This window comes from Microcoleus pseudofavosus SVA1_A4 (assembly GCF_036700565.1).
Taxonomy (GTDB): Bacteria; Cyanobacteriota; Cyanobacteriia; order Cyanobacteriales; family Microcoleaceae; genus Microcoleus.
This window is the reverse complement of record NZ_JAUBPE010000070.1, coordinates 1-23,923: the sequence shown is the minus strand read 5'-3', so window position 1 is coordinate 23,923 and position 23,923 is coordinate 1. Positions and strand designations below refer to the sequence as shown.

25 protein-coding genes and 1 tRNA gene are annotated in these 23,923 nt (G+C 46.9%); 12 read left to right on the top strand and 14 right to left on the bottom strand.

From position 1 onward, the window contains the following. Positions 1–553: 553 nt before the first annotated feature. On the top strand, positions 554–1,042 hold the full coding sequence (locus tag QUA02_RS25060; RefSeq protein ID WP_333031744.1) for a GNAT family N-acetyltransferase: 489 nt from the start codon (positions 554–556) through the stop codon (positions 1,040–1,042). 272 nt (positions 1,043–1,314) lie between these two features. Here QUA02_RS25060 and QUA02_RS25055 read toward each other — a convergent pair whose 3' ends face one another. From QUA02_RS25055 to QUA02_RS25030, 6 genes are all read right to left on the bottom strand, one after another. Continuing rightward, positions 1,315–2,250, bottom strand: a complete 936-nt coding sequence (locus QUA02_RS25055) for a sensor histidine kinase (protein ID WP_333031743.1) — start codon at positions 2,248–2,250, stop codon at positions 1,315–1,317. A gap of 25 nt (positions 2,251–2,275) precedes the next feature. Continuing rightward, positions 2,276–2,869 carry an L-threonylcarbamoyladenylate synthase gene (locus tag QUA02_RS25050; RefSeq protein WP_333031742.1) on the bottom strand — a complete coding sequence of 198 codons (594 nt, stop codon included), beginning with the start codon at positions 2,867–2,869 and terminating at the stop codon, positions 2,276–2,278. A 67-nt stretch (positions 2,870–2,936) separates the two neighbouring features. Beyond that, positions 2,937–3,917, bottom strand: a complete 981-nt coding sequence (locus tag QUA02_RS25045; protein WP_333031741.1) for a N5-glutamine methyltransferase family protein — start codon at positions 3,915–3,917, stop codon at positions 2,937–2,939. 161 nt (positions 3,918–4,078) lie between these two features. After that, entirely contained in the window at positions 4,079–4,930 is an 852-nt protein-coding gene (locus QUA02_RS25040) for a Tic22 family protein (protein WP_333031740.1), read from the bottom strand. Positions 4,931–5,083: 153 nt separating this feature from the next. Beyond that, positions 5,084–5,157 (bottom strand) — tRNA-Pro (locus QUA02_RS25035). A 247-nt stretch (positions 5,158–5,404) separates the two neighbouring features. Beyond that, complete coding sequence (locus tag QUA02_RS25030; protein WP_333031768.1) at positions 5,405–5,959, bottom strand: GNAT family N-acetyltransferase; 555 nt, start codon at positions 5,957–5,959, stop codon at positions 5,405–5,407. A 509-nt stretch (positions 5,960–6,468) separates the two neighbouring features. On the opposite strand from QUA02_RS25030, the gene QUA02_RS25025 reads away from it, so the two are divergent. The 10 genes from QUA02_RS25025 (at position 6,469) to QUA02_RS24980 (ending at position 15,570) form a co-directional block, all read left to right on the top strand. Beyond that, a complete protein-coding gene (locus QUA02_RS25025; RefSeq protein WP_332983869.1) occupies positions 6,469–7,194 on the top strand; it encodes a hypothetical protein in 726 nt (241 codons plus the stop codon). A gap of 552 nt (positions 7,195–7,746) precedes the next feature. Further along, positions 7,747–8,028 carry a DUF4347 domain-containing protein gene (locus QUA02_RS25020; protein ID WP_333031739.1) on the top strand — a complete coding sequence of 94 codons (282 nt, stop codon included), beginning with the start codon at positions 7,747–7,749 and terminating at the stop codon, positions 8,026–8,028. Continuing rightward, complete coding sequence (locus tag QUA02_RS25015) at positions 7,997–8,233, top strand: hypothetical protein (RefSeq protein WP_333031769.1); 237 nt, start codon at positions 7,997–7,999, stop codon at positions 8,231–8,233. The genes QUA02_RS25020 and QUA02_RS25015 overlap by 32 nt, the downstream gene beginning before the upstream one ends. A gap of 242 nt (positions 8,234–8,475) precedes the next feature. Further along, the gene (locus QUA02_RS25010; protein WP_333031738.1) at positions 8,476–9,339 is read left to right on the top strand and encodes an alpha/beta fold hydrolase; all 864 of its coding nucleotides are present in this window, start codon (positions 8,476–8,478) and stop codon (positions 9,337–9,339) included. Between the two features lie 190 nt (positions 9,340–9,529). After that, positions 9,530–10,672, top strand: coding sequence for a heat-inducible transcriptional repressor HrcA (gene hrcA, locus QUA02_RS25005; RefSeq protein WP_445305206.1), 1,143 nt, complete (start codon positions 9,530–9,532; stop codon positions 10,670–10,672). Then, entirely contained in the window at positions 10,662–10,931 is a 270-nt protein-coding gene (locus QUA02_RS25000) for a hypothetical protein (protein ID WP_333031736.1), read from the top strand. Before hrcA ends, QUA02_RS25000 begins: the two co-directional genes overlap by 11 nt. Before the next feature lie 244 nt (positions 10,932–11,175). After that, complete coding sequence (gene metG / locus QUA02_RS24995) at positions 11,176–12,783, top strand: methionine--tRNA ligase (RefSeq protein ID WP_333031735.1); 1,608 nt, start codon at positions 11,176–11,178, stop codon at positions 12,781–12,783. An 89-nt stretch (positions 12,784–12,872) separates the two neighbouring features. Next, positions 12,873–13,478: a LabA-like NYN domain-containing protein gene (locus tag QUA02_RS24990; protein ID WP_096831201.1), complete on the top strand. Its 606-nt coding sequence runs from the start codon at positions 12,873–12,875 to the stop codon at positions 13,476–13,478. Between the two features lie 188 nt (positions 13,479–13,666). Further along, positions 13,667–14,863 (top strand): LPS export ABC transporter periplasmic protein LptC, encoded by a 1,197-nt coding sequence (gene lptC / locus QUA02_RS24985; protein ID WP_333031734.1) that lies wholly within the window; start codon positions 13,667–13,669, stop codon positions 14,861–14,863. Positions 14,864–15,222: 359 nt separating this feature from the next. Further along, a complete protein-coding gene (locus tag QUA02_RS24980) occupies positions 15,223–15,570 on the top strand; it encodes a PDDEXK family nuclease (protein WP_333031733.1) in 348 nt (115 codons plus the stop codon). Between the two features lie 122 nt (positions 15,571–15,692). Here QUA02_RS24980 and QUA02_RS24975 read toward each other — a convergent pair whose 3' ends face one another. The 7 genes from QUA02_RS24975 to QUA02_RS24945 all read right to left on the bottom strand — a co-directional run bounded on the left by QUA02_RS24975 (position 15,693) and on the right by QUA02_RS24945 (position 20,928). Beyond that, complete coding sequence (locus QUA02_RS24975) at positions 15,693–16,301, bottom strand: Uma2 family endonuclease (protein ID WP_333031732.1); 609 nt, start codon at positions 16,299–16,301, stop codon at positions 15,693–15,695. Positions 16,302–16,319: 18 nt separating this feature from the next. Next, positions 16,320–16,928: a Uma2 family endonuclease gene (locus tag QUA02_RS24970; RefSeq protein WP_333031731.1), complete on the bottom strand. Its 609-nt coding sequence runs from the start codon at positions 16,926–16,928 to the stop codon at positions 16,320–16,322. A gap of 18 nt (positions 16,929–16,946) precedes the next feature. Continuing rightward, entirely contained in the window at positions 16,947–17,555 is a 609-nt protein-coding gene (locus QUA02_RS24965) for a Uma2 family endonuclease (RefSeq protein ID WP_333031730.1), read from the bottom strand. A 168-nt stretch (positions 17,556–17,723) separates the two neighbouring features. Next, positions 17,724–19,172, bottom strand: a complete 1,449-nt coding sequence (gene ffh, locus QUA02_RS24960) for a signal recognition particle protein (protein ID WP_333031729.1) — start codon at positions 19,170–19,172, stop codon at positions 17,724–17,726. A gap of 312 nt (positions 19,173–19,484) precedes the next feature. Next, positions 19,485–19,709, bottom strand: a complete 225-nt coding sequence (locus QUA02_RS24955; RefSeq protein ID WP_333031728.1) for a hypothetical protein — start codon at positions 19,707–19,709, stop codon at positions 19,485–19,487. A gap of 82 nt (positions 19,710–19,791) precedes the next feature. After that, positions 19,792–20,010, bottom strand: coding sequence for a hypothetical protein (locus QUA02_RS24950; RefSeq protein ID WP_333031727.1), 219 nt, complete (start codon positions 20,008–20,010; stop codon positions 19,792–19,794). A gap of 69 nt (positions 20,011–20,079) precedes the next feature. Beyond that, positions 20,080–20,928, bottom strand: coding sequence for a helix-turn-helix domain-containing protein (locus QUA02_RS24945; protein WP_333031726.1), 849 nt, complete (start codon positions 20,926–20,928; stop codon positions 20,080–20,082). Positions 20,929–21,637: 709 nt separating this feature from the next. Here QUA02_RS24945 and QUA02_RS24940 point away from each other — a divergent pair. Continuing rightward, positions 21,638–22,417: a Tat pathway signal protein gene (locus QUA02_RS24940; protein ID WP_333031725.1), complete on the top strand. Its 780-nt coding sequence runs from the start codon at positions 21,638–21,640 to the stop codon at positions 22,415–22,417. A 139-nt stretch (positions 22,418–22,556) separates the two neighbouring features. Here QUA02_RS24940 and QUA02_RS24935 read toward each other — a convergent pair. Further along, positions 22,557–23,923, bottom strand: a 1,367-nt coding sequence (locus QUA02_RS24935) for a tetratricopeptide repeat protein (RefSeq protein WP_333031724.1), incomplete at its 5' end; no start/stop codon positions are given.

The following is a 23,923-nucleotide window of genomic DNA, read 5'->3' as shown; positions in this document are numbered from 1 at the left end:
GGAACAGGCTTTCCGGCCTGTTCCACAAGAGATCAATTTTCTCGCTTCACAGGCCGGAGAGCCTGTTCTTGACAATGGTGCAACATCTCAGCTTTAACGAAGTATGTTCGACAAAAAACCCGGTTTCTCTGTAGGCAAACTCCCAAACCATACAAAATCAGTCATTCCCAATTCCCAATTCCCAATTCTCAAATTCCAAATGGCATGATATCGTTTCCGGTGGCATCGGAATCATATATTTAGATGATTTTAGCGCTCACGTCGTCCCCGCTCGCTGCGTGGATCGCGAGCGGGGACGACGTGAGCGCTACATAATTGCGATGCTACCCGATTTGATATGAGTTATAAGTTGGGAATTTTGAGTCAAAGAATTTTTTGCAAAATTTACAAAAAAGTATTAATAATTACCGAAATTAGTTAGAGAATATGTATGAATAAAAATAGTTTTGTAAATCGGGAATTCAATCATTGATTGTTTCCAAGCAAAATCAACTATACCCAGTCAGACAGTAAAAGTAACACACTTTAGATACAACTTGAAGGCAGATTGAGCATGACATCAACGACTAGAGATTCCAGTCACATTCAATTTTGTATAGATCGCGATCGCGCCGACATCGTAAAGATCCAAGAACTATTTAAAGCTGCCGCCTTTTGGGCGAGGGAACGCAAGATAGAAGATTGGGAAATTGCGATCGCCAACAGCGAACCAGTTGTTACAGTTTGGGACGGCGATCGGGCGATCGGCTTTGCCAGGGCCACCTCAGACGGCATCTATCGAGCCACCATCTGGGATGTCGCCATTCACCCGGATTACCAAGGTGCAGGACTCGGCCGCAAATTAGTGCAAACCGTCTTGAGTCACCATCGAATGTGCCGAGTAGAGCGAGTTTACCTGATGACAACTTACAAACAAAGCTTCTACGAGCGCATCGGTTTTCAGCACAATGCCAGCACCACAATGGTACTTGAAAATCAGCTTCTAGAAGAGAATCTCGAATTAGAAATTAGCAACGGCGAATTGCTAACTGCTAATTGTTAAATAAGCACAAAATTTGCACCGAAATCTATATGTAGGGTGCTCTTCGGCGCACCTTACTACCTATCAATTACCCACAATCAGGACACGGCAGTGCCGTTTCCCTACAATTAATCGAGCGATAGTTACATCTCTTGCGAGCATGATGGCAAGAGAGTCCTCGCCCGTGCTATGATTATTTTGGGGTAGGGAAACGGCACTGTCGTCTCCTCGGTTTCTCGCGCAACCGGAATTGATATTAATCCGTTACAAAGTCCGTTGCCGAACTTCCTTCATTACAAAGTTGCCAAAGGAATAGAACACTGAGTCCGGTTAAAATTGCACTCTTCGGACTCAGAAGGCACAGCCAGAACCTCCAACTTTCCGTTCATCAAACTTAAAAGAGTCTGATTCATCAATAACCTCATTCCAGAAGACACCTGAGAATTATCGCTGCTCTTAGTAGCATCACACTCCAAATCGTGCTTCAGCAAATCCCAAGACTCGCTCCAAGCACTAACTGAACGCTGATCGTCCACCCAAATGTGAACGTATCCAGATGCCGGCGAAGAATGTGCCGAAACAGAAATACTCCCCTCCTCCATCTGAGCAACAGCAGTATCGACCAAATTGACTAAAACTTGCCTAAACCTCGGCAAATCTGCCAATACATAAATCCCCGGATCGGGCGGCAATATCTCCAAACGAATGCCGCGATTAGCAGCTTGCAAGTAAGTTAAATCATCAACCTCGTCAAAAACCTTAGCTAACTGAATCGGCTCAATATCCATACTGTCAGTGCCGTGCTCAGTTTTAGCAACAGAGATAATTTCATCTATCAATTTCACCAGCTTGAGTGCCGCAACGTGAGCTTGCTCGACAAACTCTCGTTCCTCAGCAGGATCGTCGCACAAATCCGAGAGAATTAATTGCAGCGTACCAATCATAGTGCTCAGGGGCGATCGCAACTCGTGAGAAGTTCGAGCCAAAAAACCCGCCTTAAATTGACTCATCTCCGATGCCATCTGATAAGCCAATTGAGTTTGCTTAAGTTGCTCGGAAAGGGTATCAAACTCCTCTAAGTAATTCTCTTGAGGAGTGGGCGGCACATGGGGCGCCGGTTCTGGCTGTTGCGAGCTTTTTTGCCGCGGGCGCCAAATCAAACTGCTTCCCAAACCCAGTCCCAGTCCCATACCTAAATATATAAAGTCGCTCCAGCCGATCGGCGCCATATTGATTTGCCTTGGAGTTTAGCTTTTAGCATTCTAACTCGATCGCGCCTTGTCGCAATATTTCCCAATTGCTGTCCGTCCATTTAGCCACAGTCGAAGGCAAACTCGAAGCTGTTGCTGCTGTTGCTAATTCCGAAGGAACTAATGTCAAGACTTGGGGAAACTCAGCCTCAATTTCTGCCACCGACTCCAGAGGCGGCTGGCCGGATAAATTAGCACTGGTAGTAGCCAAAGGGCCTGTCTGCTCTAGAATCTTCAGGGCAAGGGGAAAGTTAGGCACTCGTACTCCGATTGTAGCCCGATCGAGCGAATTCATGGCGACCGGCACTTTTGCCGAAGCCGGCAGCACCAAAGTTAACGCCCCCGGCCAATAGCGCCCGGCCACTTGCTGCCACAATTTTAACTCTGCTGGACTCCCCTGCACGTAGGGCCACAAAGCCTCTGCTGATGCTGCCATCAAAATTAGCGGTTTGTCTTGGCTGCGCCGTTTAGCTGCAAAAATCAACTCGGCTCGATCGGGCAGCGCAGCCAAAGCGGGTACAGTATCTGTAGGAAAACTGACGATACGATCTCCTGAAATTGCCCCTTGAACTAGGGCATTTATCGAAACTTGTGTCATGCCATTTGAGATTTGAGATTTGAGATTTGAGATTTTAAATTTGAGAATTGCGGCGTATTCTTGAAATCTAAAGACGGTAGGCTAAAGCAAAGCGATCGATTCCTGCTAAATCAGAAAATATCTGAACTTGACCGTAACTCCCGTGACTTTGCAGCATATCAGCTACCGCCGTTTCTTGTCCCGCCATCATCTCAACCAGCCAAACTCCCCCCGATTCTAAATAATCGGGAGCCGTTTCTACCAAATGCCGGATGCAATCTAACCCGTCCAAACCGCCGTCTAAGGCCAGATGAGGTTCGTGCTTCAAAACTTCCGGTTGCAGAGTCAGCACCGTGCTGCTGGGAATGTAAGGGGGGTTAGACACCATGCCGCTGACTTGACCTTTGAGAAATTCTAGCGGTTCCCACCACGAACCTTGATAAAAATTAACTCGCGATTCAAAGCCCAAATTCTCAGCATTCAGTCGAGCAACTGCCAAAGCTTCCGAACAGCAATCTACAGCATGAATCGTCGCATTTGTCAACGCACAAGCCAAGCCGATCGCGATCGCCCCGCTGCCGGTTCCCAAATCCACCCAATGCGATTTGGCAAATTCTCCCCCGCGAAGCTGGGAGAAGTTTAAATCTTCTCCCCCCCTTAGTAAGGGGGGGTTGGGGGGGGTAGATTTTTGATTGATATTTTCTGCTTCTAAACGGCTTTTAACAGCTTCCACAGCCAAATCGATCAGCAATTCCGTTTCAGGACGAGGAATTAGCACCGCCGGCGTTACTGTTAGGGAAAAATCCCGCCAATGTGCAACTCCCGTTAAATACTGCACCGGCACTCGTTCCTGCAAGCGGCGCTGCCACAATTGAGCAATTTCAGATAAAGACAACTTTAATTCAATTTTTGGCAAATCTTTAAACGACTCCAAACGCAGAGCCAACCTATCTAAACCTGCCAGCTCTTGCAGCAGCCAGTCGAGTTCTGCTAGGGGAATGTCATAATCGATCGCAAGAGCCTTAGCTTGATTCACCCATTGCCAAAGCTCTAAACCAGAAACAAACATAAAACTTTTTGGTAATTGGTAATTGGTAATTGGTAATTGGTAATTGATAATTGGTAATTGGTAATTGGTAATTGGTAATTGGTAATTGGTAGGTTGAGTCGAGAAACCCAACCTACTAACTGATGACTGCTGACCGATCGCTGATGACTGATGACTAACTATTAGCGAGCCGGTCGAGGTTGACTCGGAGCTGGCGCCGGAGAGGCTGGAGCCGATCGAGCTGGAGCCGGAGCAACCTGTGGATTTTGGTTTCCAGCACCGGCAGGTTGGAGCGATCGCACAAATTCCAGCGACTCCCGCGACGGAATCAAAATCATTTGGGTCAAAAACGGGTCGTTCTCAGTGCGCAAAGCTTCCAAAACGCTCTCCAAGTTCACCACCTCAATCTTAATTGTGGCAGTCACGTTCGGCTGCTGCTGCTTAAAACGATCGACCATTCCCTGCAAATCCTCCTTGTTAAAAAACAAGGGAATCACCTCTTGCTGACCCCGCTGAATCGTCAAATAACCATTTTCCGCGCCGCCTCTTGCCAAAAACAGAGGTACACCGTTGAACTCGTTAACTTGTTGACCAGTCTGCTGAAGTACAGTTTTAGCCGACTGCACCTGCACCGGAGCCGGAACGAAAGCAAATTGCACTTCCTCCGGCTTGCCTTTATTTGCTTGAGTGATCTGATAAATTTCCCCCAGCGACACCGGCATCACGCGCACCGACGCCGCCAACTGAGGATTTTTGGTTTTCAGTTGATCCACAAAAGCTTGAGCATCTTTCTGGCTGATGAAAATTCCCGCCACGGAAGCATTACCAGTTTGACCCTGACCCTGCTTGGGAACAGAAGCGATCAGGGGCGCACCCTGAGCGTCTGTAATCGTAAATACCGGCACCGCGCGCAATTTTTCCAAAATTTGCGGCTCGGGCAGTGCCAGTGCAGACATCTTGCCAATTGGCGAGGGGCCCAGCAGAGTGCTGCCCACAATTCCCAATATTGCGCCTAAACGAACTAATGATTTCATGTTTTTTCCATCAGGAGCGATCCTGAAACACATTAACGCAAAGACTCGCGCTTTCACACGATCGGCAAAAACTGCCTCAATTTGTTTTCACTTTGACAAAGTGTAAACACCAGAGGCAGTTTCTGTCTGAATCTATTATTTAACATTGTGCGATCGGGATGACAGGATTTGAACCTGCGACATCCTGCTCCCAAAGCAGGCGCGCTACCAAGCTGCGCTACATCCCGTTGTGATAGTTAGCTATCTTCTAACCATTAACTCACAAAATCGCTGGCTTGTCAAGCTTTTTTTAATTTTAGCTCTCGATGCAGCTACGCCAAAGTTGTCTTCAGGTTGTGCGGTTCGATCGTACTTGCTTTCGCTGCGGGGATACATCAAGAGCGTAACTGACCGCAGCGCACAGGCCGAGGAGGTGTTTGGCAGCGTGAATATTGCATTTCCTCAACAAATCAACGCCCCCGCCGCACCTATAAGCTAATCTGGATACCAAAACATACCTTTAATCCCCTCCGGATCGGACATAAAGCCCAAATTTCGATAAAAATCCACCACCTGAGGGTCAGCAAATAAGGTAATGTTGCTGATATCTTCACTGCGGAGTTTTTTAATGATGTATTTCATCAGTGCCTTACCCATGCCTTTACCCTGGTAGTCAGGATGAACTACCACATCCCAAAGCGTGGCATTAAAAGCATGGTCTGAAGTCGCTCTGGCGAAACCGACCAGCCGTCGCTGGCTGCCCCGCATCTCCCACATAGAGACGACTAGGAAGCTGTGCACAATAGCTTTTTTGACTTTACGCAGGGGACGGCGGGACCAACCCACTGCATTACAGAGTTCTTCGAGTTCGTAGAGGTCAATGTCCCGATCGCAACTGAAAAAGATGCGAGCGTTGCCGAGGACGGAGGGTTTGCGAAACGTTGGGGAAAGCGGATCGCCTAACCCAACAGCCACATCTTCCTCAAATTCCGCTGTTTGGGGTACAGAGGCAGACTCAGAACTACTAAATAAGTTTTTCCAAAAACCCATGCAGGCGCGGTTAAGGTAGTAGAAGTTGGACGACGTGAAAGAGAACCCGACAGATAAACCCACTCCGATCGGCGTGGGATGAATTGCCGATAGACTCTTGAGCAACAGTTTACGGTACACTCATCTTACGCCGAAAACAGCGATTTGTGGTTCAACATTGAGTCGGCGCTTTTTTGATTCTCGTCAAGTTTGGTAGAACTGTTCTGCTGGGCTGTGTCGGGACTACCCGCTCTTAAGGTAAAATTTGTTGCTGAACCAGGACAGAGGCATTTTTGAAATTCCTTCTTTTGAGTGCTGGCGCGATCGGCGGAACTTTACGGTTGGTGGGAAATACCACTCTTAATGGCGCAACCGTCACATTCTCATGATATGTTCCAAGACAGATTAGACCTCTGGTTTGAGTTCGGAGGCGGGCACAATTTAAGTCGAATCGTCAAGTCTAAAATCCCATTGCCATAAGGCATGGGAGAGTAAATACCTAGTATATCTCCCGCACCTTCCCCTCAATTATGGCTTCGGGTTTAAAACCATCTACACTAGAACTCCTCAAGCGCTTTAACCGAGCGTTTCCGCAGTTTTACGAGCAATTTGTCAGCAGCGAAATTCAACTGCAAAACCTCAAATTAGCTTATCAGCTCTATAAAACCAGACAAGCAGTCATCGAAATCAGACCCGAAGGCAACAAAAGTGCCCTGCATTTTGCTTACCGGAACCAGTCTTTTCTACTGAGCGATATTTTTGGAGTGCTCGCGGCCTACGGACTGACAATTCACAGTCTGAGTCTGTACGGTCAAATTTACCCGCCGATGCTGGTATTTATCAAATTGGTAGTATCTCGCGGTGGCAAGGTACTGGCAGATAAAACAGCAGAAAACGTCTGTAGGGCGGTTCGAGAGGCCTTGGCGGGGCATTTTGAGGTTGAAGAGATGTTGGCGGTGGAATTTAATTTAGACGCGGGTTTGGAGGATGTGGCAACTGAATTCTACGTCGATCCGGTTTTCCACTTGCCAGCTCTGCTGATTGAAGCCGATAATCAGCCTGGACTTTTTTACAAAGTTATGTATGCCATCTGGCAAGAGGATTTGTTGGTGGTAAATGCTAATTTGCTGGTTTGGCGGGGGCGAACTCGCCTGATTTTGTACTTGTTAGGGCCTAATGAAAGTTTAATTCCCGAGTATCTGGGGCAGAAAATCGCTGAGGGGGTGCGACAAAGATTGCTGGGCGAGCGATTTTAGCCCACATTCCGCACCCTGGGGTGTCATATCGTTTCCGGTTGCATCGGAATTATATATTGGGATCGTGTCAGTGCGAGCGTCCCGCTCGCACGCTCGTAATTCCGATGCCGACGGATTTGATATCACACAGCATAATTACGCAGAAAACTCTATTTTTAAAGTAATAAATTATGGCTTTAAAAAGTTTTTTATCCGTCAAAATACGGTCTAAAAGTAGAATTTATAGCTTTATTGCTGCATAAAAATAGATAAAAACCGATGGTGAAAGTAGAGGGTGCGGAATGTGGGTTTTAGGGCAATAATTGTGAATTTTGGGCTGACTTTTACCAACTTACAGCAGATTCCACGCTTATGAAGTACACCCGCCTATCGTTCGATCCCCGTAGGGACAAGGCGAAAGCCTTTGTCCCTACACTTCATAAACCTGGAATAGGCTGTAAGAGAATCAAATCAGTCAAAAAAATATTGATTTTTTTGACTGTAAGTTGCCAAAGGAAAGGCTTATAGTGAAATGAAATCGCCCTACAAATATTACAGAAAAAAACGTAACTTATGATGAAAGTTACCTCAACGAGCATTTTAACTCACAAAAAGATTGGTTCTGTTCGAGTTAAACCGCCTCAAAAACCCCCTTTTGAACTCCTCGTAATCGATAGTTATGTCAAGAATTCTGCTTCCCTGATCGATGCCCTAAAGCCAGAGATTTCCGTCGCCTTCCTTAACAGTAACGAAGATGGAGTCCAACAACTAACCGAAAGTAGGAAACCCCGAACTTGGGGGAACTTGGAATCTAGATGTCATTTTGGGAAAAATCCGCAGCAAATTTCCTTTTAATCGAGCCAAATTAGCTGCCTATCCAGGAGTATTGGCTACCTACAATGTCGCTGCTGGTGATGTCACGGGGTTAAAAAATGCGATCGCCTCCGCCAATTCTATCGCCGTAGACGACTTCATCGAACTAACATCAGGAACCTACACCCTCACCACTAGAATAGTTAAGAGCTGCGGTGCAAAAAGAGTTAGAAAAGCTAAGGAATGAAGTCCTTGCTTCTTTGACGGGATGGAAGTTTATTTTAGACGCCGTATTGGTAGCAGGACTTTAGGAAACTGGTATAAGTCCCTACAATTAATCGGGGTAGTCCAAGGGCAAGGCGCCGTGTCCGACCTATCATGTCGCTCGTGCAAGCGGAATTGATATGAGTCGATAAAAGTGATTGATGACCAAAATGCGTTAATTGCGATCGATCGCAACATCAACCCTTCTTGAATTATGATAAGACTATGGCAACCATTGACATCCTAGGGGTTCGGCACGCCTACGATTTGACGGCGCCCAGAACAACTCCCCACGTTTTAGTATTTGTCCACGGCTGGCTGTTGAGCCGTCACTACTGGCAACCTGCGATCGCACGTTTGGCAGACAATTATCAATGTCTAACTTACGATTTGCGCGGGTTTGGCGATTCGCTCGCCCATGATGACACCGACGGGCATTCCGAACCGTTGAATTCCTCCTACACTCCTGCTGCTTACGCTCGTGATTTGGCAATTTTATTAGAAAAACTCGATATTTCCAGTGCTTGGCTGGTAGGACATTCTCTCGGCGGTACGATCGCTCTTTGGGGAGCCAGCCAATTGTCCGATCGCATTAAAGGTGTCCTCTGTGTTAATGCCGGGGGTGGCATCTATCTTAAGGAAGAATTCGATCGGTTTCGAGCGGTGGGCAAACAGCTAGTCAAACTGCGCCCCCTCTGGCTGTCTCATTTGCCGTTAGCAGATTTCGTGTTTGCCCGCGATTCTGTGGCAGGCTCGATCGGCCGCTCCTGGGGACGGCAGCGCTTGAGAGATTTCGTGGCGGCTCATCCAGAGGCAGCTTTGGGGGCTTTGTTGGACTCCACCACAGAAGCCCAGATTCACCTCTTGCCACAAATAGTGTCCCAACTCAAGCAGCCTGTTTATTTTATTGCCGGCACTAAAGACAAAATTATGGAACCAAAATACGTGCTGCATTTGGCTAGCTTTCACTGGATGTTTCAAGGTTGCGGCGAGAATGTCCTTCAGCTTGATTGCGGTCATTTGGCAATGGTGGAACAGCCGGATGCAGTGGCTAGTTACCTGCAAAATATTCTGAAAGAACATGATTAGAGGGCATGGGGCATGGGGCATGGGGCATTAGAACTTACCAATAACCCATAACCAATAACCAATAACAACTGACTTCTTGCTTAACCTAAAATCTGTTATCTTAAATAGATAAGTCTGCCCGATCGCCCTTTTGGGACAGACGTTTCGATTAATATAGTGGCTTTCAACTCTAAATTCTAATTGTACTTAAATATCTGTGCGCGTTAACCTCACCGATCGGCAACAACACATCCTTTGGGCAACGGTTCGCCACTACATAGCTACAGCGGAACCCGTTGGCTCAAAAGCTTTGGCTGACGAATTCAACCTCAGCGTCAGCCCAGCTACAATTCGCAATGCGATGGGGACTCTTGAAAAAGCTGGACTGCTCTATCAGCCCCACACCTCAGCCGGACGAGTCCCCTCTGACTCCGGCTACAGAATTTATGTAGACCAGTTGATTCAGCCGTCTGATACGCTGGCCCGCAAGGTGGAACAGGTACTAGACCAGCTCAATTGGTCGGACGGTCGCATGGACGCGGCACTTCGCGGCGCGTCTCAAATCCTGGCAACTATCAGCGGTTACATTGCCATGATTACCATACCGCAAACCACTATGGCTTGCTTGCGCCACTTGCAACTGGTGCAGCTAGAGCCGGGAAAGGTGATGCTGATCGTGGTGACGGATGCCTACGAAACTCAGTCGGTGTTGGTGCAGTTGCCGAAGGGTGCAGAAGGTAATTGGCCTGATGTGGAAATCGTCGATCGCCAATTGCAGATTTTGTCGAATTTTTTGAACAGCAAGTTGCGGGGACACTCGCTCTCGGAACTCTCGGCTCTAGACTGGAGCGAGTTAGACCGGGACTTTGAACTGTACGCTGAGTGGATGGAAACCATGCTGGCTGCTTTGAGCAGCCGCCAAAGCAATCCAACCTACACGCGGATTCTGATCGGCGGTTTGGCAGAAGCGCTGCGCTTGCCAGAGTTTTCGCAGTTGCAGCAAGTTCAAACCCTGGTGCAACTGCTCGAACAAGAGCAGGAACTGCTTTGGCCTTTGATTTTTGAATCGCCTGAGTTGGACACGCCAGGGAAGCGGGTAACGGTGCGTATTGGCTCGGAAAATTCCTTAGAACCAATTCGCGGCTGTACTCTGATTTCTTCGACTTACCGCCGGGGATCGGTGCCGGTGGGTAGTGTTGGGGTTTTGGGGCCGACGCGGATGGTTTACGAAAATGCGATCGCGGTGGTGGAAGCTGCGGCAGATTATTTGTCGGAAGCTATTGGCGGAAATCGAGTTAGTTTTCCTGATGGCGATCGAGGTCGATCGGATAATCCCTTGTTAGATGCACCCTAATTCGATCGCCCCAAGCTTAACTGGTTTGGGGTTTTATTGTCTGCGGACGCACTCGCAACATGAAGAAACCGGGTTTGTTGACAAAAAACCTACGCTTTTAGGCTGTGGCTGGGGCAATAAACTAAAGCGATGCCGCTTCACCAGAGATTTTCGTAACAAAACCCGGTTTCTGCCGAAAGAAGCGGATCGGAAACTGGCAGGAGTTGCGGGCGATCGACCCTCCAGGCGCGAGGAGAGCGATCGTGCCAGCCAGAAGTGAATAGAGGACGCGGGGAGCTCTCTTGGCAGAAGAAGGTCCAAATATTAAGACATTTTTGAGAGTTCGTCAAAAATATCTAAAAAAGATTAGTGTTGATATGAAAGCGATATTTCTTTTGGGAATAGCCCGGGTTAGACCATTGCAAATAACTTGCAGTAAATTTGGCTTGATTGCCACTCCATAAAAAATTTAAGCGCTGAGTTAAGATCGAAACTAAATTTAGGGAATTTTCTTTTAGCATTCAATGAAATCGACCGATAAAACTAAAAATACCTTTGCGATAACAACGCCTCTGTATTATGTAAACGATTTACCTCACGTTGGCAGCGCTTACACGACTATGGCTGCGGATGCCCTAGCCAGATTTGAGCGGCTGCGGGGCAAATCTGTTTTGCTGGTTACGGGGACGGACGAACACGGGCAGAAAATTCAACGCACGGCCGAGAGTTTGGGACGATCGCCCCAAGCTCACTGCGACCTAGTTGTTCCGGGGTTTAAGTCGCTTTGGGAGCAACTCGACATCCAGTACGATCGCTTCATCCGCACAACTTCGCGGCGCCACGAGTACATTGTCAAAGAATTTTTCCAGCGCGTCTGGAACTCCGGCGACATCTACTTGAACCAGCAACAAGGCTGGTACTGCGTCTCCTGCGAAGAATTCAAAGAAGAACGGGATTTGCTACCGGGTAATCGCTGTGCCGTCCATACCAGCAAGGAAGTTGAGTGGCGCGACGAGGAAAACTACTTTTTTCGCCTGTCGCGGTATCAGGACCAACTGCTTGCCTTGTACGCAGAACGTCCCGACTTCATCGCGCCGGAAAGCCGGCGCAACGAAGTGCTGAGTTTCGTCAATTCGGGACTGCAAGACTTTTCGATTTCTCGGGTGAATCTGGCATGGGGCCTGCCGATACCGGTTGACCCCAGTCACACCATTTACGTCTGGTTTGACGCTTTGCTGGGATACGTCACAGCCTTGCTAGATCCTGACAGCGACCCGATGTTAGAGAATGCTTTATCTAAATGGTGGCCGATCGACCTGCACTTGATCGGCAAAGATATTCTCCGCTTCCATGCAGTTTACTGGCCGGCAATGCTGATGTCAGCGGGTCTATCGGTGCCGGGGCGCGTCTTCGCACACGGGTTTTTGACCAAAGACGGCAAAAAAATGGGGAAAACGGAGGGAAATACTTTAAACCCAGTCGAATTGGTCAATAAATACGGCGCTGACGCAGTGCGCTACTATTTCCTCAAAGAAATTGAGTTCGGAGAGGACGGCGATTTTAACGAAACTCGGTTTATCAATATATTGAATGCTGAGCTAGCAAATGATTTGGGAAATTTGCTTAACCGCACTTTAAACATGGCTCGGAAATATTGCGGCGGCTGCGTTCCAAATGTGTCGGGCGAAAACATTTCCGGCGACAACCTTCTCAAGGGTATGAGCTTGGATTTGGGCGATCGAGTAGCGGGTTTTTACGAAGAGTTGGCTTTTAGCAAGGCTTGCGAAGCCGTGCTGGCATTAGTTCGAGCCGGGAACAAGTTTATTGACGTGCAAGCACCGTGGAGTTTGTACAAGCAAGGACAGCTCGAAAGTGTCCAACAAGTGCTATATTCTGTTCTGGAATCTGTTAGACTAGCATCTTACCTTTTATCGCCGATTATTCCCAATATCAGCAACGCTATCTATCAGCAGCTAGGTTTTTCAATTGACTTTAACGATCGGGTTACAGTTAACAGTTTAGCGAATTTTGCAGCTCATGCTGCCTGGGGCGCTTTGCCGGCAAACCAAACTCTGGGGGAACCCCAACCAGTGTTTAAACGACTCGAACTGCTGGAAACAGTAGCGTCATAGTTGGCAGCCAGCGATCGGGTGCTATGACAGATTACGAATTAGCACTTATTTCATTACCAATCTTTCATAAAAATTGAGGCATAACAATCATGTTGAATAGAATAGAAAGCAACGATCTTTTTACGCCGGAACAGGTTCTAGAAAATCGGGGTCGAGTAGCCATTTTTATTGATGGGTCTAACCTTTTTTACGCGGCTTTGCAGTTGGGAATTGAGATTGATTACACTAAGCTGCTGTGCCGTTTAACTGCGGGTTCGCGGCTGCTGCGCTCTTTTTTCTACACGGGTGTCGATCGCACTAACGAGAAACAGCAGGGGTTTTTGCTGTGGATGCGCCGCAACGGCTACCGGGTGATTTCTAAGGATTTGGTACAGTTGCCGGACGGTTCTAAGAAGGCGAATTTGGATGTAGAAATTGCTGTGGATATGATGGCTTTGGTCGGGTCTTACGACACGGCGGTTTTGGTGAGCGGTGACGGCGATTTGGCTTATGCTGTGGATGCTGTGAGCTATCGCGGCGTGCGGGTTGAGGTGGTGAGTTTGCGATCGATGACGAGCGACAGTTTGATTAATGTAGCCGATCGCTATATCGATTTGGAAATGATTAAGGATGACATCCAAAAAACATCGCGCCCTAATTATGCTTACCGCCCATTGTCGGGTCTGAGCTTGATGGACGAACACGACGACAGATAAGGATTTGGTAATCGGTAATATGGAATGCGGGATGGAATGGGTAATAGGTAAGGGGTGGAATCATTAAAAATTAGAAGTTAAAAATTTAGATAAAGTATAACACATTTTTAATTTTTGATTTAGTGTTTTTAATTAGCCAACTACCAATTACAAATTACAAATTACAAATTACAAATTATTGATTACCAATGATTAATCTCAAATTCCAAATTCCCAATTTCAAATCCCCAAAATTAAGGCTGCTATTTTTATCAGCATTGATTTTGGGGATTGGTGCTTGTGCGGCGGCCGAAGGCCCTCCAAAGAACAAATTAGCTGAGGATATCAAAACTGCTCAGAACTCAAACAGCACTTTAACTTTGAACAAAGTAACCCTAGAACAAGCAAACGAAAAGGGGGAGACGTTCTGGAAAGTAAACTCGCAAAATGCAGTTTACAGCAAAGACCAAAAGATAGTTAACGTTCTGAAACCAGTGGGCAAATTGTTTCAGGACGGCAAAGAAATTTACGACATTCAGGGAGAAACTGGGCAAGTTTTTCAGGAAGGAAATCAGGTTTTTCTCAAAGGTAACATAGTCGCTACAGACCTGAAAAATGGATTGGTATTGCGGGGAAATGAGTTGGAGTGGCGACCGAAGGAAGATGTGTTAGTTGTCCGCAACAATTTGACGGGAGAGAACAAACAGGTGACTGCTTCAGCGAAGGAAGCGCGGGTTTTCAGTAGGGCTAAGAGGATGGAGTTATTCGGGTCTGTGGTAGCGAATGTTAAAGATCCGGTTTTGCAATTGCGAACTGAGCACTTAGTGTGGTTTCTGGATCAACAAAAGGTAAACAGCGACAAACCGACTCAAATTGACAAATACAAAGATAAAACAGTAACAGACAGCGGTTTTGCCGATCGAGTAGATGTAGACTTAAAAACCAAGATTGCGACGCTGACGCAAAACGCTCAGTTGATGCCATCAGACCCGCCGCTGCAAATAGAAAGCAGTTTGATGAGTTGGAATTTTCCGGCGCAATCTGTGATATCGCCCGGGCCTGTGAAGGTTTTGCACCGCGTGGAAAAGGTGACGATGACTGGGGATACGGGACGGGGAGATTTAGATAAAAAAATATTTTATTTGACGGGAAATGTGGTAGGAATCGGGGAAAAACGTCAATCTCAATTAAATACCGATCGCGTAACGTGGTATTTAACTAACCAGACTTTCGACGCCGAAGGAAATGTGGTTTACAAGCAACTAAATCCGGTGTTTAATTTGACTGGGCCGAGGGCGGCGGGAGAGTTGAAAAATCAAACTGTGATTGTCAAAGGCGACGGTGGCGGCGGCCAAGTTGTTACGGAGTTTGTACCGGATGAGAACAAGGGAATTTTGGGAAAGTAGATAGGTTTTCCCGTATCTAAATTGTATTTTTCGGGCGGGCGGGAGGCCAACCCCACAAGAATTCGATCGAACTTGACTTTAAAATTTAGATGGGCCTTAGCTTCGGATTGCAAAAATTCGGTTTTTGGATTTTTTACCGCTGATGCGGGCAGATGGATGCTGATGAACGCAGATATAATGAAGATTAGATTGAGTAAGGAGCGGTTGGGATGACAGCAACTTGAGAAAAGTTAGAAAAGCTCGATGAACCTATCTTAATTGACGAAATGAGCTGGAGAGAGTTTAAGGCTGTTGAATAGTTGCTCTCGCGTCCGGGGGTGAGGCTGTCGTTTTTAGATGGGGTATTGGAGATTAGACGTATGCCGGGAAGAAAGCATGAAACTGCGAAACAGCGGATTTCAACGCTGGTGGATTTGTATTTGGAATACGCAGGAATTGATTTTACTCCAACGGGTTCGGTGACGCTGGAAAGTGAAACTGGAAGGGTGAAGCGAGAAGCGGATTTGTCTTACGAATTGGGAGCTAACCGAGAACGTCCCGATTTAGCGGTGGAAGTGGTGGTGACTAGCGGTGGTATTGACAAGTTGGAAGCTTGCAAACGCCTGGAAATTCCTGAAGGTTTTGGGAAAATGGTAGGCTGGGTTTGTATTCGTTGGGGGCTGATGGATATGCAGAGGTCGATCGATCTTTTGTTCTACCAGATTTAGATATTGTACTGTTGGCGAGGTGTATCAATATTGAAAATCACCTTCAGGCAATGCGCGAATTTAGAGAAGCGATTCAAGGTTCTTAGAAGCCTGTTTTGAGAAAAATCAAAATTAGAAGCTGTTCAGCGCCAAACTCGCCTTAAATTCAACACAAATCCCGGCAATACATATTCGCCAGATAACTCGGTTGGATCGATCGATATTTCTACTTCTGCCTGCTGTCTGTATATCTCTACCCGCCGATTTTGGGGGTCAATTAACCAGCCCAATCTCGCGCCGTTGTCCATGTATTCCCGCATCTTCGCTTGCAGAGTGGAGAGACTATCCGATGCCGATCGCAACTCTACTAGAAAGTCGGGACACAGGGGAACAAAGCCTTTTCTTTCTTTTGCAGTTAATGCTTCCCAGCGAGCTCGACTCACCCAGGAAGCGTCGGGAGAACGGCGGGCACCGTTGGGAAGGATGAATCCGGTAGAAGAGTCAAAACCTTCTCCTAAATCTTCGTTTGCTTCACACCAATTGCCGAATTGTCCGCTGATACTGAGGTTGCGGCTGCCTGATTCTCCTCCTGTGGGTGGATTCACTATTAATTCTCCTTCTGCGGTTCTCTCTAATCTCAAGTCGGGATTTGCCAATGCTAGGGCCTCGAATTGCTCGCAACTTACAAGCAGGGCGATCGCATTTGGCAATTCTATAGATATGGTTTCTGTTTCAATAAATGTTTGTACCATAGGAACCTCGCAGGAAATTTAACGCCAAACTCGCCTTAAATTCAACACAAATCCCGGCAATACATCCTCCCCAGATAACTCGGTTGGATCGATTAATATTTCTACTTCATTTTGCTGTCTGTAAATCTCTACCCGCCGATTTTGCGGGTCAATCAACCAACCCAATCTAGCACCATTTTCCCTATATTCTCGCATCTTCTCTTGGAGGGTTGAGAGAGAATCCGAGGCCGATCGCAATTCTACTACAAAGTCGGGACACAGGGGAACGAAGCCTTTTCGTTGTTTTGGTGTCAAGGCTTCCCAGCGAACTCGACTCACCCAGGAAGCGTCGGGAGAACGGCGAGCACCATTGGGGAGGATGAATCCAGTAGAAGAGTCAAAACCTTCTCCTAAATCCTCGTGTACTTCGCACCAGCGATCGACTTGCCCGCTGATACTGAGGTTGCGGCTGCCTGATTCTCCTCCTGTGGGTGGATTCACTATTAATTCTCCTTCTGCGGTTCTCTCTAATCTCAAGTCGGGATTTGCCAATGCTAGGGCCTCGAATTGCTCGCTACTGACAAGAAGCCCGATCGCATTTGGCAATTCTATAGATATGGTTTCTGTTTCAATAAATGTTTGTACCATAGGAACCTCGCAGGAAATTTAACGCCAAACTCGCCTTAAATTCAACACAAATCCCGGCAATACATCCTCCCCAGATAACTCGGTTGGATCGATTAATATTTCTACTTCATTTTGCTGTCTGTAAATCTCTACCCGCCGATTTTGCGGGTCAATCAACCAACCCAATCTAGCACCATTTTCCCTATATTCTCGCATCTTCTCTTGGAGGGTTGAGAGAGAATCCGAGGCCGATCGCAATTCTACTACAAAGTCGGGACACAGGGGAACAAAGCCTTTTCGCTGTTTTGGTGTCAAGGCTTCGAGGCGTTCTCGACTCACCCAGGAAGCGTCGGGAGAACGGTTAGCACCGTTAGGAAGGATGAATCCTCCCGAAGAGTCAAAACCCGATCCTAAATCCTCGTTGTCATCGCACCAGCGAGCAAGTTGCCCGGTAATGTTGAAATTCCTTTCGCTGGATTCTCCTCCTGTGGGTGGATTCACTATTAATTCTCCTTGTGATGTTCTTTCTAATCTCAAGTCGGGATTTGCCAATGCTAGGGCCTCGAATTGCTCGCTACTTACAAGCAGGGCGATCGCATTTGGCAATTCTATAGATATGGTTTCTGGTTGAGTAATTGTTTGTACCATATTTAATTACAGGCTTTTTTAGGTAGAAACTGGCAACAATAAAAGAGTTAAATACGGTATTGTGTATGGTGCGTCGCTGCGAGATTTTCGAGCTTCCAAGGAGATTGTCCATCGCGACGCACCCTACGGTATCTACAGGTTTTTGACTTGCAATATGGCTGATGCTTTTTACAACTGTCCGAAACCTTTTTTAGGCTTATCTTTTTTCTTTTTCTTCTTCTGCTGGCCACCCATATAGCCGCGGGAACCGGGCTGCATTCCCGGGCCGCCCATTCCCGGCATTCCGGGCATTCCGGGCAATCCTCCCATGCCGGCGAAGTTGCCTTGACTCATTTGCTGCATCATTGTACGCATTTTCTGGAAATCGCTGACGAGCTTAGTTACGTCGTTTTCAGCGTAGCCTGCGCCTTTGCCGATGCGGCGGCGGCGGGATGGAGAACTTGCTAAAAGTTCGGGGTTGCGGCGTTCTTCAACTGTCATCGAATTGATCATGGCTTCGGTGCGTTTTAGCTGCACTTCTCCCTGCCGCATTTGTTCGTCTGAGAGTTTGTTCATCCCCGGAATCATTTTCATGATGCCGCCGAGGGAACCCATATTTTTTAGCAGTCTGGTTTGTTTGAGAAAGTCGGTAAAGTCAAACTTTGCCGTGAGCATTTTCTCTTGCATTTTCTCGGCATCGGCGATGTCAAATTCTTCTTGCGCTCTTTCTACTAGCGTCAAGACATCGCCCATGCCGAGTATTCTCGATGCCATGCGATCGGGATAAAATGGTTGCAAAGCTTCCACTTTTTCGCCGACTCCGACAAATTTAATCGGCGCGCCGGATATCTGCCGCACTGAGAGGGCTGCACCGCCGCGGCTGTCGCCGTCTAATTTGGTTAAGATTGCGCCGGTTATGCCGATTTCTTCGTGAAAGGTGCGGGTTAAATTTGCTGCTTCTTGGCCGGTCATGGCATCAACAACTAACAGCGTTTCGTGGGGTTGTACTGTTTGTTTGATCCGGCCCAATTCTGCCATCATGTCTCGGTCGATTTGCAGGCGGCCTGCTGTATCGACGATGATGGTATCGATGCCGATTTGTTTGCCGTGTTCGATGCCTTGGCGGGCAATTTCTACGGGGTCAGTATCAGTGCCTAGTTCAAATACGGGTACGTCGATTTGTTTGCCGAGAGTCAGCAATTGGTCGATCGCGGCTGGTCGATAAATGTCGGTTGCCACTAGCAGTGCGGTACGATTTTGTTTGCGGAGGTGCAGCGCTAGTTTGGCGGTAGCGGTGGTTTTCCCGGTTCCTTGCAAACCTGCCATCAGGATCACTGTGGGCCCGGATTCGGCGGTGGCGAGGGGTACGTTGGTTTCCCCCATGACACGCACGAGTTCGTCGTGGACGATTTTAATGAATTGTTGGTCGGGACGGACGCCTGAAACGACTTCTGCGCCTTGTGCTTTGGCGGCGACCTCTCCGATGAAGTTTTTGACGACTTGGAGGTTGACATCGGCTTCCAGGAGGGCGCGGCGGACTTCTTTGAGCGCGTCTTGGATGTTGGACTCGGAGATTTTATTTTGTCCGCGCAGTTTTTTCCAGGTGGATTCGAGTCGATCGGCAAGGGCTTCAAACATAGGGCATTGTAGGCTAGTCAGTCTTTTTAATTTTAGGCTAAATGCGGGTGTTTGGATTAATGTTTTGCTAATTTTTCAAAAATCCTTTCAGGGCGGGCTAGAAGCCCACCCCACAAGCAAATTCATATATTGTGGAACAGGCATCTTGCCTGTTCTTAAAAATGCTGCCAGGTGTGAGTTGTTACGGGCGGCTAGAAGCCTACCCCACAAGCAAATTCATATATTGTGGAACAGGCATCTTGCCTGTTCTTAAAAATGCTGCCACAAAATTCATATATTGTGGAACAGGCATCTTGCCTGTTCTTAAAAATATTACAAGGTGTGAGTTTTCACGTATTCTGCGATCGCCCGTTGGAGCGTGAAGAGGGTGCGATCGCCCTTTTGGACTTTTTCGATCAATAACCTCCGTCTCAAGGATTCGACGGCTTTCAGGAATTCGGAAGGGGATAATTCGAGAAGGGCTGGCTTTTTGGATATTTCGACTGGTTGGTTTTGATTTGCGAACCAGGACATTACTTGTTTTTCGGAGTCTGACAAACGCTGAAAATGTTGGTGCAATAAATATTCTAAGTCTCCTAAAACTAGGCTATCATAGGATAAAAAATCTGAAACATTGCCGTTAAAATAAGTCTTGAATTGCAGCGGCTGCTGTATTCAACCACAAGGGATTGCCTCGGTAAATGTCTATCAATTCTGACCATTTTTCAGATTCGGATAGACCTTTTTCTGTGAATATTTCTCGCGCTGGTTCGCCTAAACCATTGAGTTGCAATGTTTGACAATTTTTCGGGTGGCTTTCTAATGCTGCAATTTCTCGGGGTTTTTCCCAACTAATCAAAACTATGCAACTGTTATGGCATGATTCTATTATTTGTTTGAAGAAAGTGCCATAGTTTTCATAGCCGGGTTAGTAGTTTCCTGCTAGTTGTTGGCTGCTGAAGATTGTTTGCACGTCATCGAGTACGATCAGACAGCGGTGCGATCGCAAATAGTCTATTACCCCCCCCAACCCCCCCTTGCTAAGGGGGGGAGACGGAGACGGAGGCTTAATCTCTTCGCCCCCCCTTGATAAGGGGGGGTTGGGGGGGTTAGATGGTTGCTGCTGCGAGAGGAATTTAATTAAGTCGGTTTGGAGTGTTTGGAGGGGTGGCGCGTCGCGGAGGCTTCGCCAGATTATACAGTCGAATTCATATTGAATGTGTTGGATTAGTTGGAGGGCGATCGCACTTTTGCCACTTCCGCTTAATCCTAAGATGCTGAGGAGACGGGTGCGGTTTTCCAAAATCCATTGTTTGAGGGTGGAAAGTTCGGATGTGCGATCGAAAAATGTCGAGATTTCGGGTGCGTCGCCTAAGTCGATGCGGGGCTGTTTTGCTGTTGGTTGGGGGTTTTGGGGTGTTTTGGGCGATCGCACTTTTTCACGACAAATGTTAAGCTTATTATTAACTGTTATACTCTCGCCTGTTATATTTTCAACAATTGCTGATTGATAATTATAAATTTTACCCTTCTCTAATACAGCCCTAAAATTAGTTTTAGTAATATCTTTTTTCAATTCTTTAGAAAGTATTTTCCAAAGTTGCGATCCGACATTTCTGACATGACTTGGACTTGAGTAAACTTCTTGAGCAATTTGCGTGTAAGTTATGTCTTGTAAAGTTCCCCGCAAAATAGCTTCTTGCACGTAATCTAAATGCTTTCCCGTCTTAGCAAAAATTAGCTCATCTGCCAGCGTCAAAACTTCGGCAATATCCATAGATTAGGGAGAAGCTGGAGTTTACGCGATTCATTATACCTGACATTTCGTACACTTGTGACATTTTTGATGTTGTCATCTATCTAAAGTCAGGATTTTTCCTACACAGCTCATCCTTTATATTAATTGATTAAGGTATTAGAAGGATATTTTTATGAAGCGAGTCCGGTGGCTCAGCGGTTTGTTCCTCGCTGGGATGTTATGTGTGATGTTAGGGACTATCGGCGCACAAGTGGCCCAGGCCCAGCGCCCAATCCATATACTCGACCTGAAATGTCTTGTTACAGGGGGTAAGGTTGACAATTATGGCAGACTACAAAATTTTTCCAGGGAAGGTAGCGATATTTCCATAGGCAGACAAATATACACCAGTATTATGAGGGTACGCGAGGCCGGTTGGACTTGTAAACTTCCAGGCGGTCGTGCTTCTCTTCGATTAGAGTATGGAGTTAGCGATCGGGATCAGGAGCGGGTTTCACCACCCAAAATAGATGTTTACGTAGATGGAAATCAAGTAGCTTCCCAGGTGGGGAAACCTGGGAGAATCAATACAATGCTGGTAGATGTTAGTAATGGTAAAAATCTATCGATTGATATCTCCTGTTCCACAGCACAAAATTGTATGAACAACCCTTACTTTTCTCAGCCATTTCACTTCTTCAAATTTAATCTAGAGCCGGGGGCAAGCTCTCCAGGGAGTAGATAAATTATGAGTATTAGCCGCCGTCAATTTAATCGGATCGTCATCTGGGGTGGCGCTTCTTTTGCTGCTTCCGCAACATCCGGCATCTTTTTCCCCAAACCTGCTGAGGCTTATTCCCTAGAATTTCCGATTAGTGCTTTATCAGCCGATCGCGTTTTTAACGGTATTCAAAAATATTGTGGAGCACAGCCCATCCCCGGTGTTCTATCACCGATCGTACAAGGCAATACTAATGTTAGCAATAAAATAGAACCAGCAGCCGCCAACGCTATTCGCACGGCAGATAAAGAATTTGTCAACCGCAATTTTACCAGCAAAAGAACCGAATTAGCCGTAACTGGCAGCGGTTCTAATTTTGCATCAGATACGAGTCGGCTGTGGGGGCGGCAAAGACAGGATCAAGTCGGCCCAAATGTTGGCTTTGGCTTTGTGCAAAAGTGGGAAGATCAATACAGCGATGCCAAAATTTCTGGGCCGACAATGTGCGCTATTCATAACGCTCAACAAGTCTTAGCCGATCAAAGACTTACACCTCCAGAAATTGCGGCTTCTGTCTTACCAACTCGATCGCGATTGGATGATTGGGGCTCTTGGGGAGGGGATGCGGATGCGTCTGCTGGGAGGAATCCCGGTGCTGTTTTTGCTCAATACGATACAGCCGCCGGTACGGTGACATCTCGCTATGATTTAGTTGAACCGGGGCCGAGAGGTTTTGGGCGTGTTGAGTATACTATTGAAGCAGAAGATCAGCCTCGGCGGGTGATTTTGGTGACGGTAAGGTTTTAGTAATACAGATATTCGGTAGGGACACAGCACTGCTGTGTCCTCTTTCTGTATTTCTGCGAATACGGACACGGCAGTGCCGTTTCCCTACGGCGAATACGGACACGGCAGTGCCGTTTCCCTACAAATATTCTGTATCAAATCAATTTGACCTTTGCAATTGACCAATCAAATCTAATGCTTTTTGAGCATCTGCCGCCATTCCTTGAGCTCTAAATAAATTAGCAGCTTGTTGCAAATCTGCGATCGCCCCTTTTGTATCTCCCATTCTCACTAACGTAATTCCTCGGTTAGCAAAAGCCTTTGCATAACTGGGATTGAGTTGAATTGCTTGAGTGTAATCAGCTAAGGCAGAGCGATCGTTATTGATGCGAAACAGCGCTAATCCTCTGTTAAAATAAGTGTTGGCGCGACCGGGATTGATTTGCAGGGCTTGATTGAAATCGTCGATCGCCCCTTTTTGATCGCCCAAGTCCGAAAGTGCTAATCCTCGGTTGTTGTAAGCTGCTGCAAAGTTTCGATCCAGGCGGATGACTTGAGTATAATCTGCGATCGCCCCCGGTTTATCTCCCATTGCCGACAAAACCAGCCCCCGATTGTAGTAAGCGTCAACATAACCGGCATTTAGGGCGATCGCTCTGCTATAATCAGCGATACTCTTGGGCATTTGTCTCAAATCGGAATAAGCGAGGGCTCGATAGAAATAAGCTTCCGCGTAATCAGATTGAGTTTGAATCGCTTGGTTAAAATCGGCAACAGCACCTGACAAATCTCCCTTATCAAACCGAGTTAAACCTCGAACGTAATAAGTCTTAGCATCTTGCGGATTGTTCAGTTTCAGAGGTGCAGTAGCTGTTGGAGAGGTATTAATTAAAAGTGCCGATCGATTTAACCCAGCTTCCGATAATTTAGCTATAAAAGTGTTGATAGGAATTGCAGAATTAAATCCTGTTTTAGTATCTGCTAAACCTGTGACAACTTTTCTGCTGGGATCTATGACACGATCGTAATCCCGATCGCCTTCTCCGTGAATCCCAACAACACGCCCTTCTGTATCAAATACAGCCCCGCCGCTCATCCCCCCTTTCGTAACAACATTGTAGCGCAAATTATACCCTTGGGGATGACTTGAAATCCGGCTGGTAACGAAGCCAGGTACAAACTCAAAATTGCGCTCTTTTTGGTAGTTTCTGCTTTCTGGAATACCTGGATAACCAGACACAAAAATTGAGACCCCAGCAATCGTTTGTTGCGAATCTCCTAAAGTTACTACTGGATAAGAATCTGTACTGTTAAATGTTACGACTGCTAAATCCGGCTCGTTCTCGCTTTTTTGCAATCGCTTAAAACTGGTTACTGGATAGTTTTTTCCCGTATGACTGCGAATCGTATAGGTAACTTTAGAACCCACATTCCGCAGATATTCAAGCAGAAGGAAAGGAAGATAGATTCGGAAATACAAAACTCCCAAACGATTGCACGGCAATCGTTTGGGAGTTTTTAGTGTAT

Bases quoted from the DNA above. Each gene is read 5' to 3' on its own strand.
- QUA02_RS24965 (WP_333031730.1), bottom strand. From the start codon at position 17,555: ATGGTACAAACAATTACTCAACCAGAAACCATATCTATAGAATTGCCA.
- QUA02_RS25060 (WP_333031744.1), top strand. From the start codon at position 554: ATGACATCAACGACTAGAGATTCCAGTCACATTCAATTTTGTATAGAT.
- QUA02_RS24970 (WP_333031731.1), bottom strand. From the start codon at position 16,928: ATGGTACAAACATTTATTGAAACAGAAACCATATCTATAGAATTGCCA.
- QUA02_RS25030 (WP_333031768.1), bottom strand. From the start codon at position 5,959: ATGGGTTTTTGGAAAAACTTATTTAGTAGTTCTGAGTCTGCCTCTGTA.
- QUA02_RS24980 (WP_333031733.1), top strand. From the start codon at position 15,223: ATGCCGGGAAGAAAGCATGAAACTGCGAAACAGCGGATTTCAACGCTG.
- QUA02_RS25050 (WP_333031742.1), bottom strand. From the start codon at position 2,869: ATGACACAAGTTTCGATAAATGCCCTAGTTCAAGGGGCAATTTCAGGA.
- QUA02_RS25025 (WP_332983869.1), top strand. From the start codon at position 6,469: ATGGCTTCGGGTTTAAAACCATCTACACTAGAACTCCTCAAGCGCTTT.
- QUA02_RS25045 (WP_333031741.1), bottom strand. From the start codon at position 3,917: ATGTTTGTTTCTGGTTTAGAGCTTTGGCAATGGGTGAATCAAGCTAAG.
- QUA02_RS24940 (WP_333031725.1), top strand. From the start codon at position 21,638: ATGAGTATTAGCCGCCGTCAATTTAATCGGATCGTCATCTGGGGTGGC.
- QUA02_RS25055 (WP_333031743.1), bottom strand. From the start codon at position 2,250: ATGGCGCCGATCGGCTGGAGCGACTTTATATATTTAGGTATGGGACTG.
- lptC (WP_333031734.1), top strand. From the start codon at position 13,667: ATGATTAATCTCAAATTCCAAATTCCCAATTTCAAATCCCCAAAATTA.
- QUA02_RS24975 (WP_333031732.1), bottom strand. From the start codon at position 16,301: ATGGTACAAACATTTATTGAAACAGAAACCATATCTATAGAATTGCCA.
- QUA02_RS25000 (WP_333031736.1), top strand. From the start codon at position 10,662: ATGCACCCTAATTCGATCGCCCCAAGCTTAACTGGTTTGGGGTTTTAT.
- QUA02_RS25040 (WP_333031740.1), bottom strand. From the start codon at position 4,930: ATGAAATCATTAGTTCGTTTAGGCGCAATATTGGGAATTGTGGGCAGC.
- QUA02_RS25020 (WP_333031739.1), top strand. From the start codon at position 7,747: ATGATGAAAGTTACCTCAACGAGCATTTTAACTCACAAAAAGATTGGT.
- QUA02_RS24990 (WP_096831201.1), top strand. From the start codon at position 12,873: ATGTTGAATAGAATAGAAAGCAACGATCTTTTTACGCCGGAACAGGTT.
- QUA02_RS25010 (WP_333031738.1), top strand. From the start codon at position 8,476: ATGGCAACCATTGACATCCTAGGGGTTCGGCACGCCTACGATTTGACG.
- QUA02_RS24945 (WP_333031726.1), bottom strand. From the start codon at position 20,928: ATGGATATTGCCGAAGTTTTGACGCTGGCAGATGAGCTAATTTTTGCT.
- metG (WP_333031735.1), top strand. From the start codon at position 11,176: ATGAAATCGACCGATAAAACTAAAAATACCTTTGCGATAACAACGCCT.
- ffh (WP_333031729.1), bottom strand. From the start codon at position 19,172: ATGTTTGAAGCCCTTGCCGATCGACTCGAATCCACCTGGAAAAAACTG.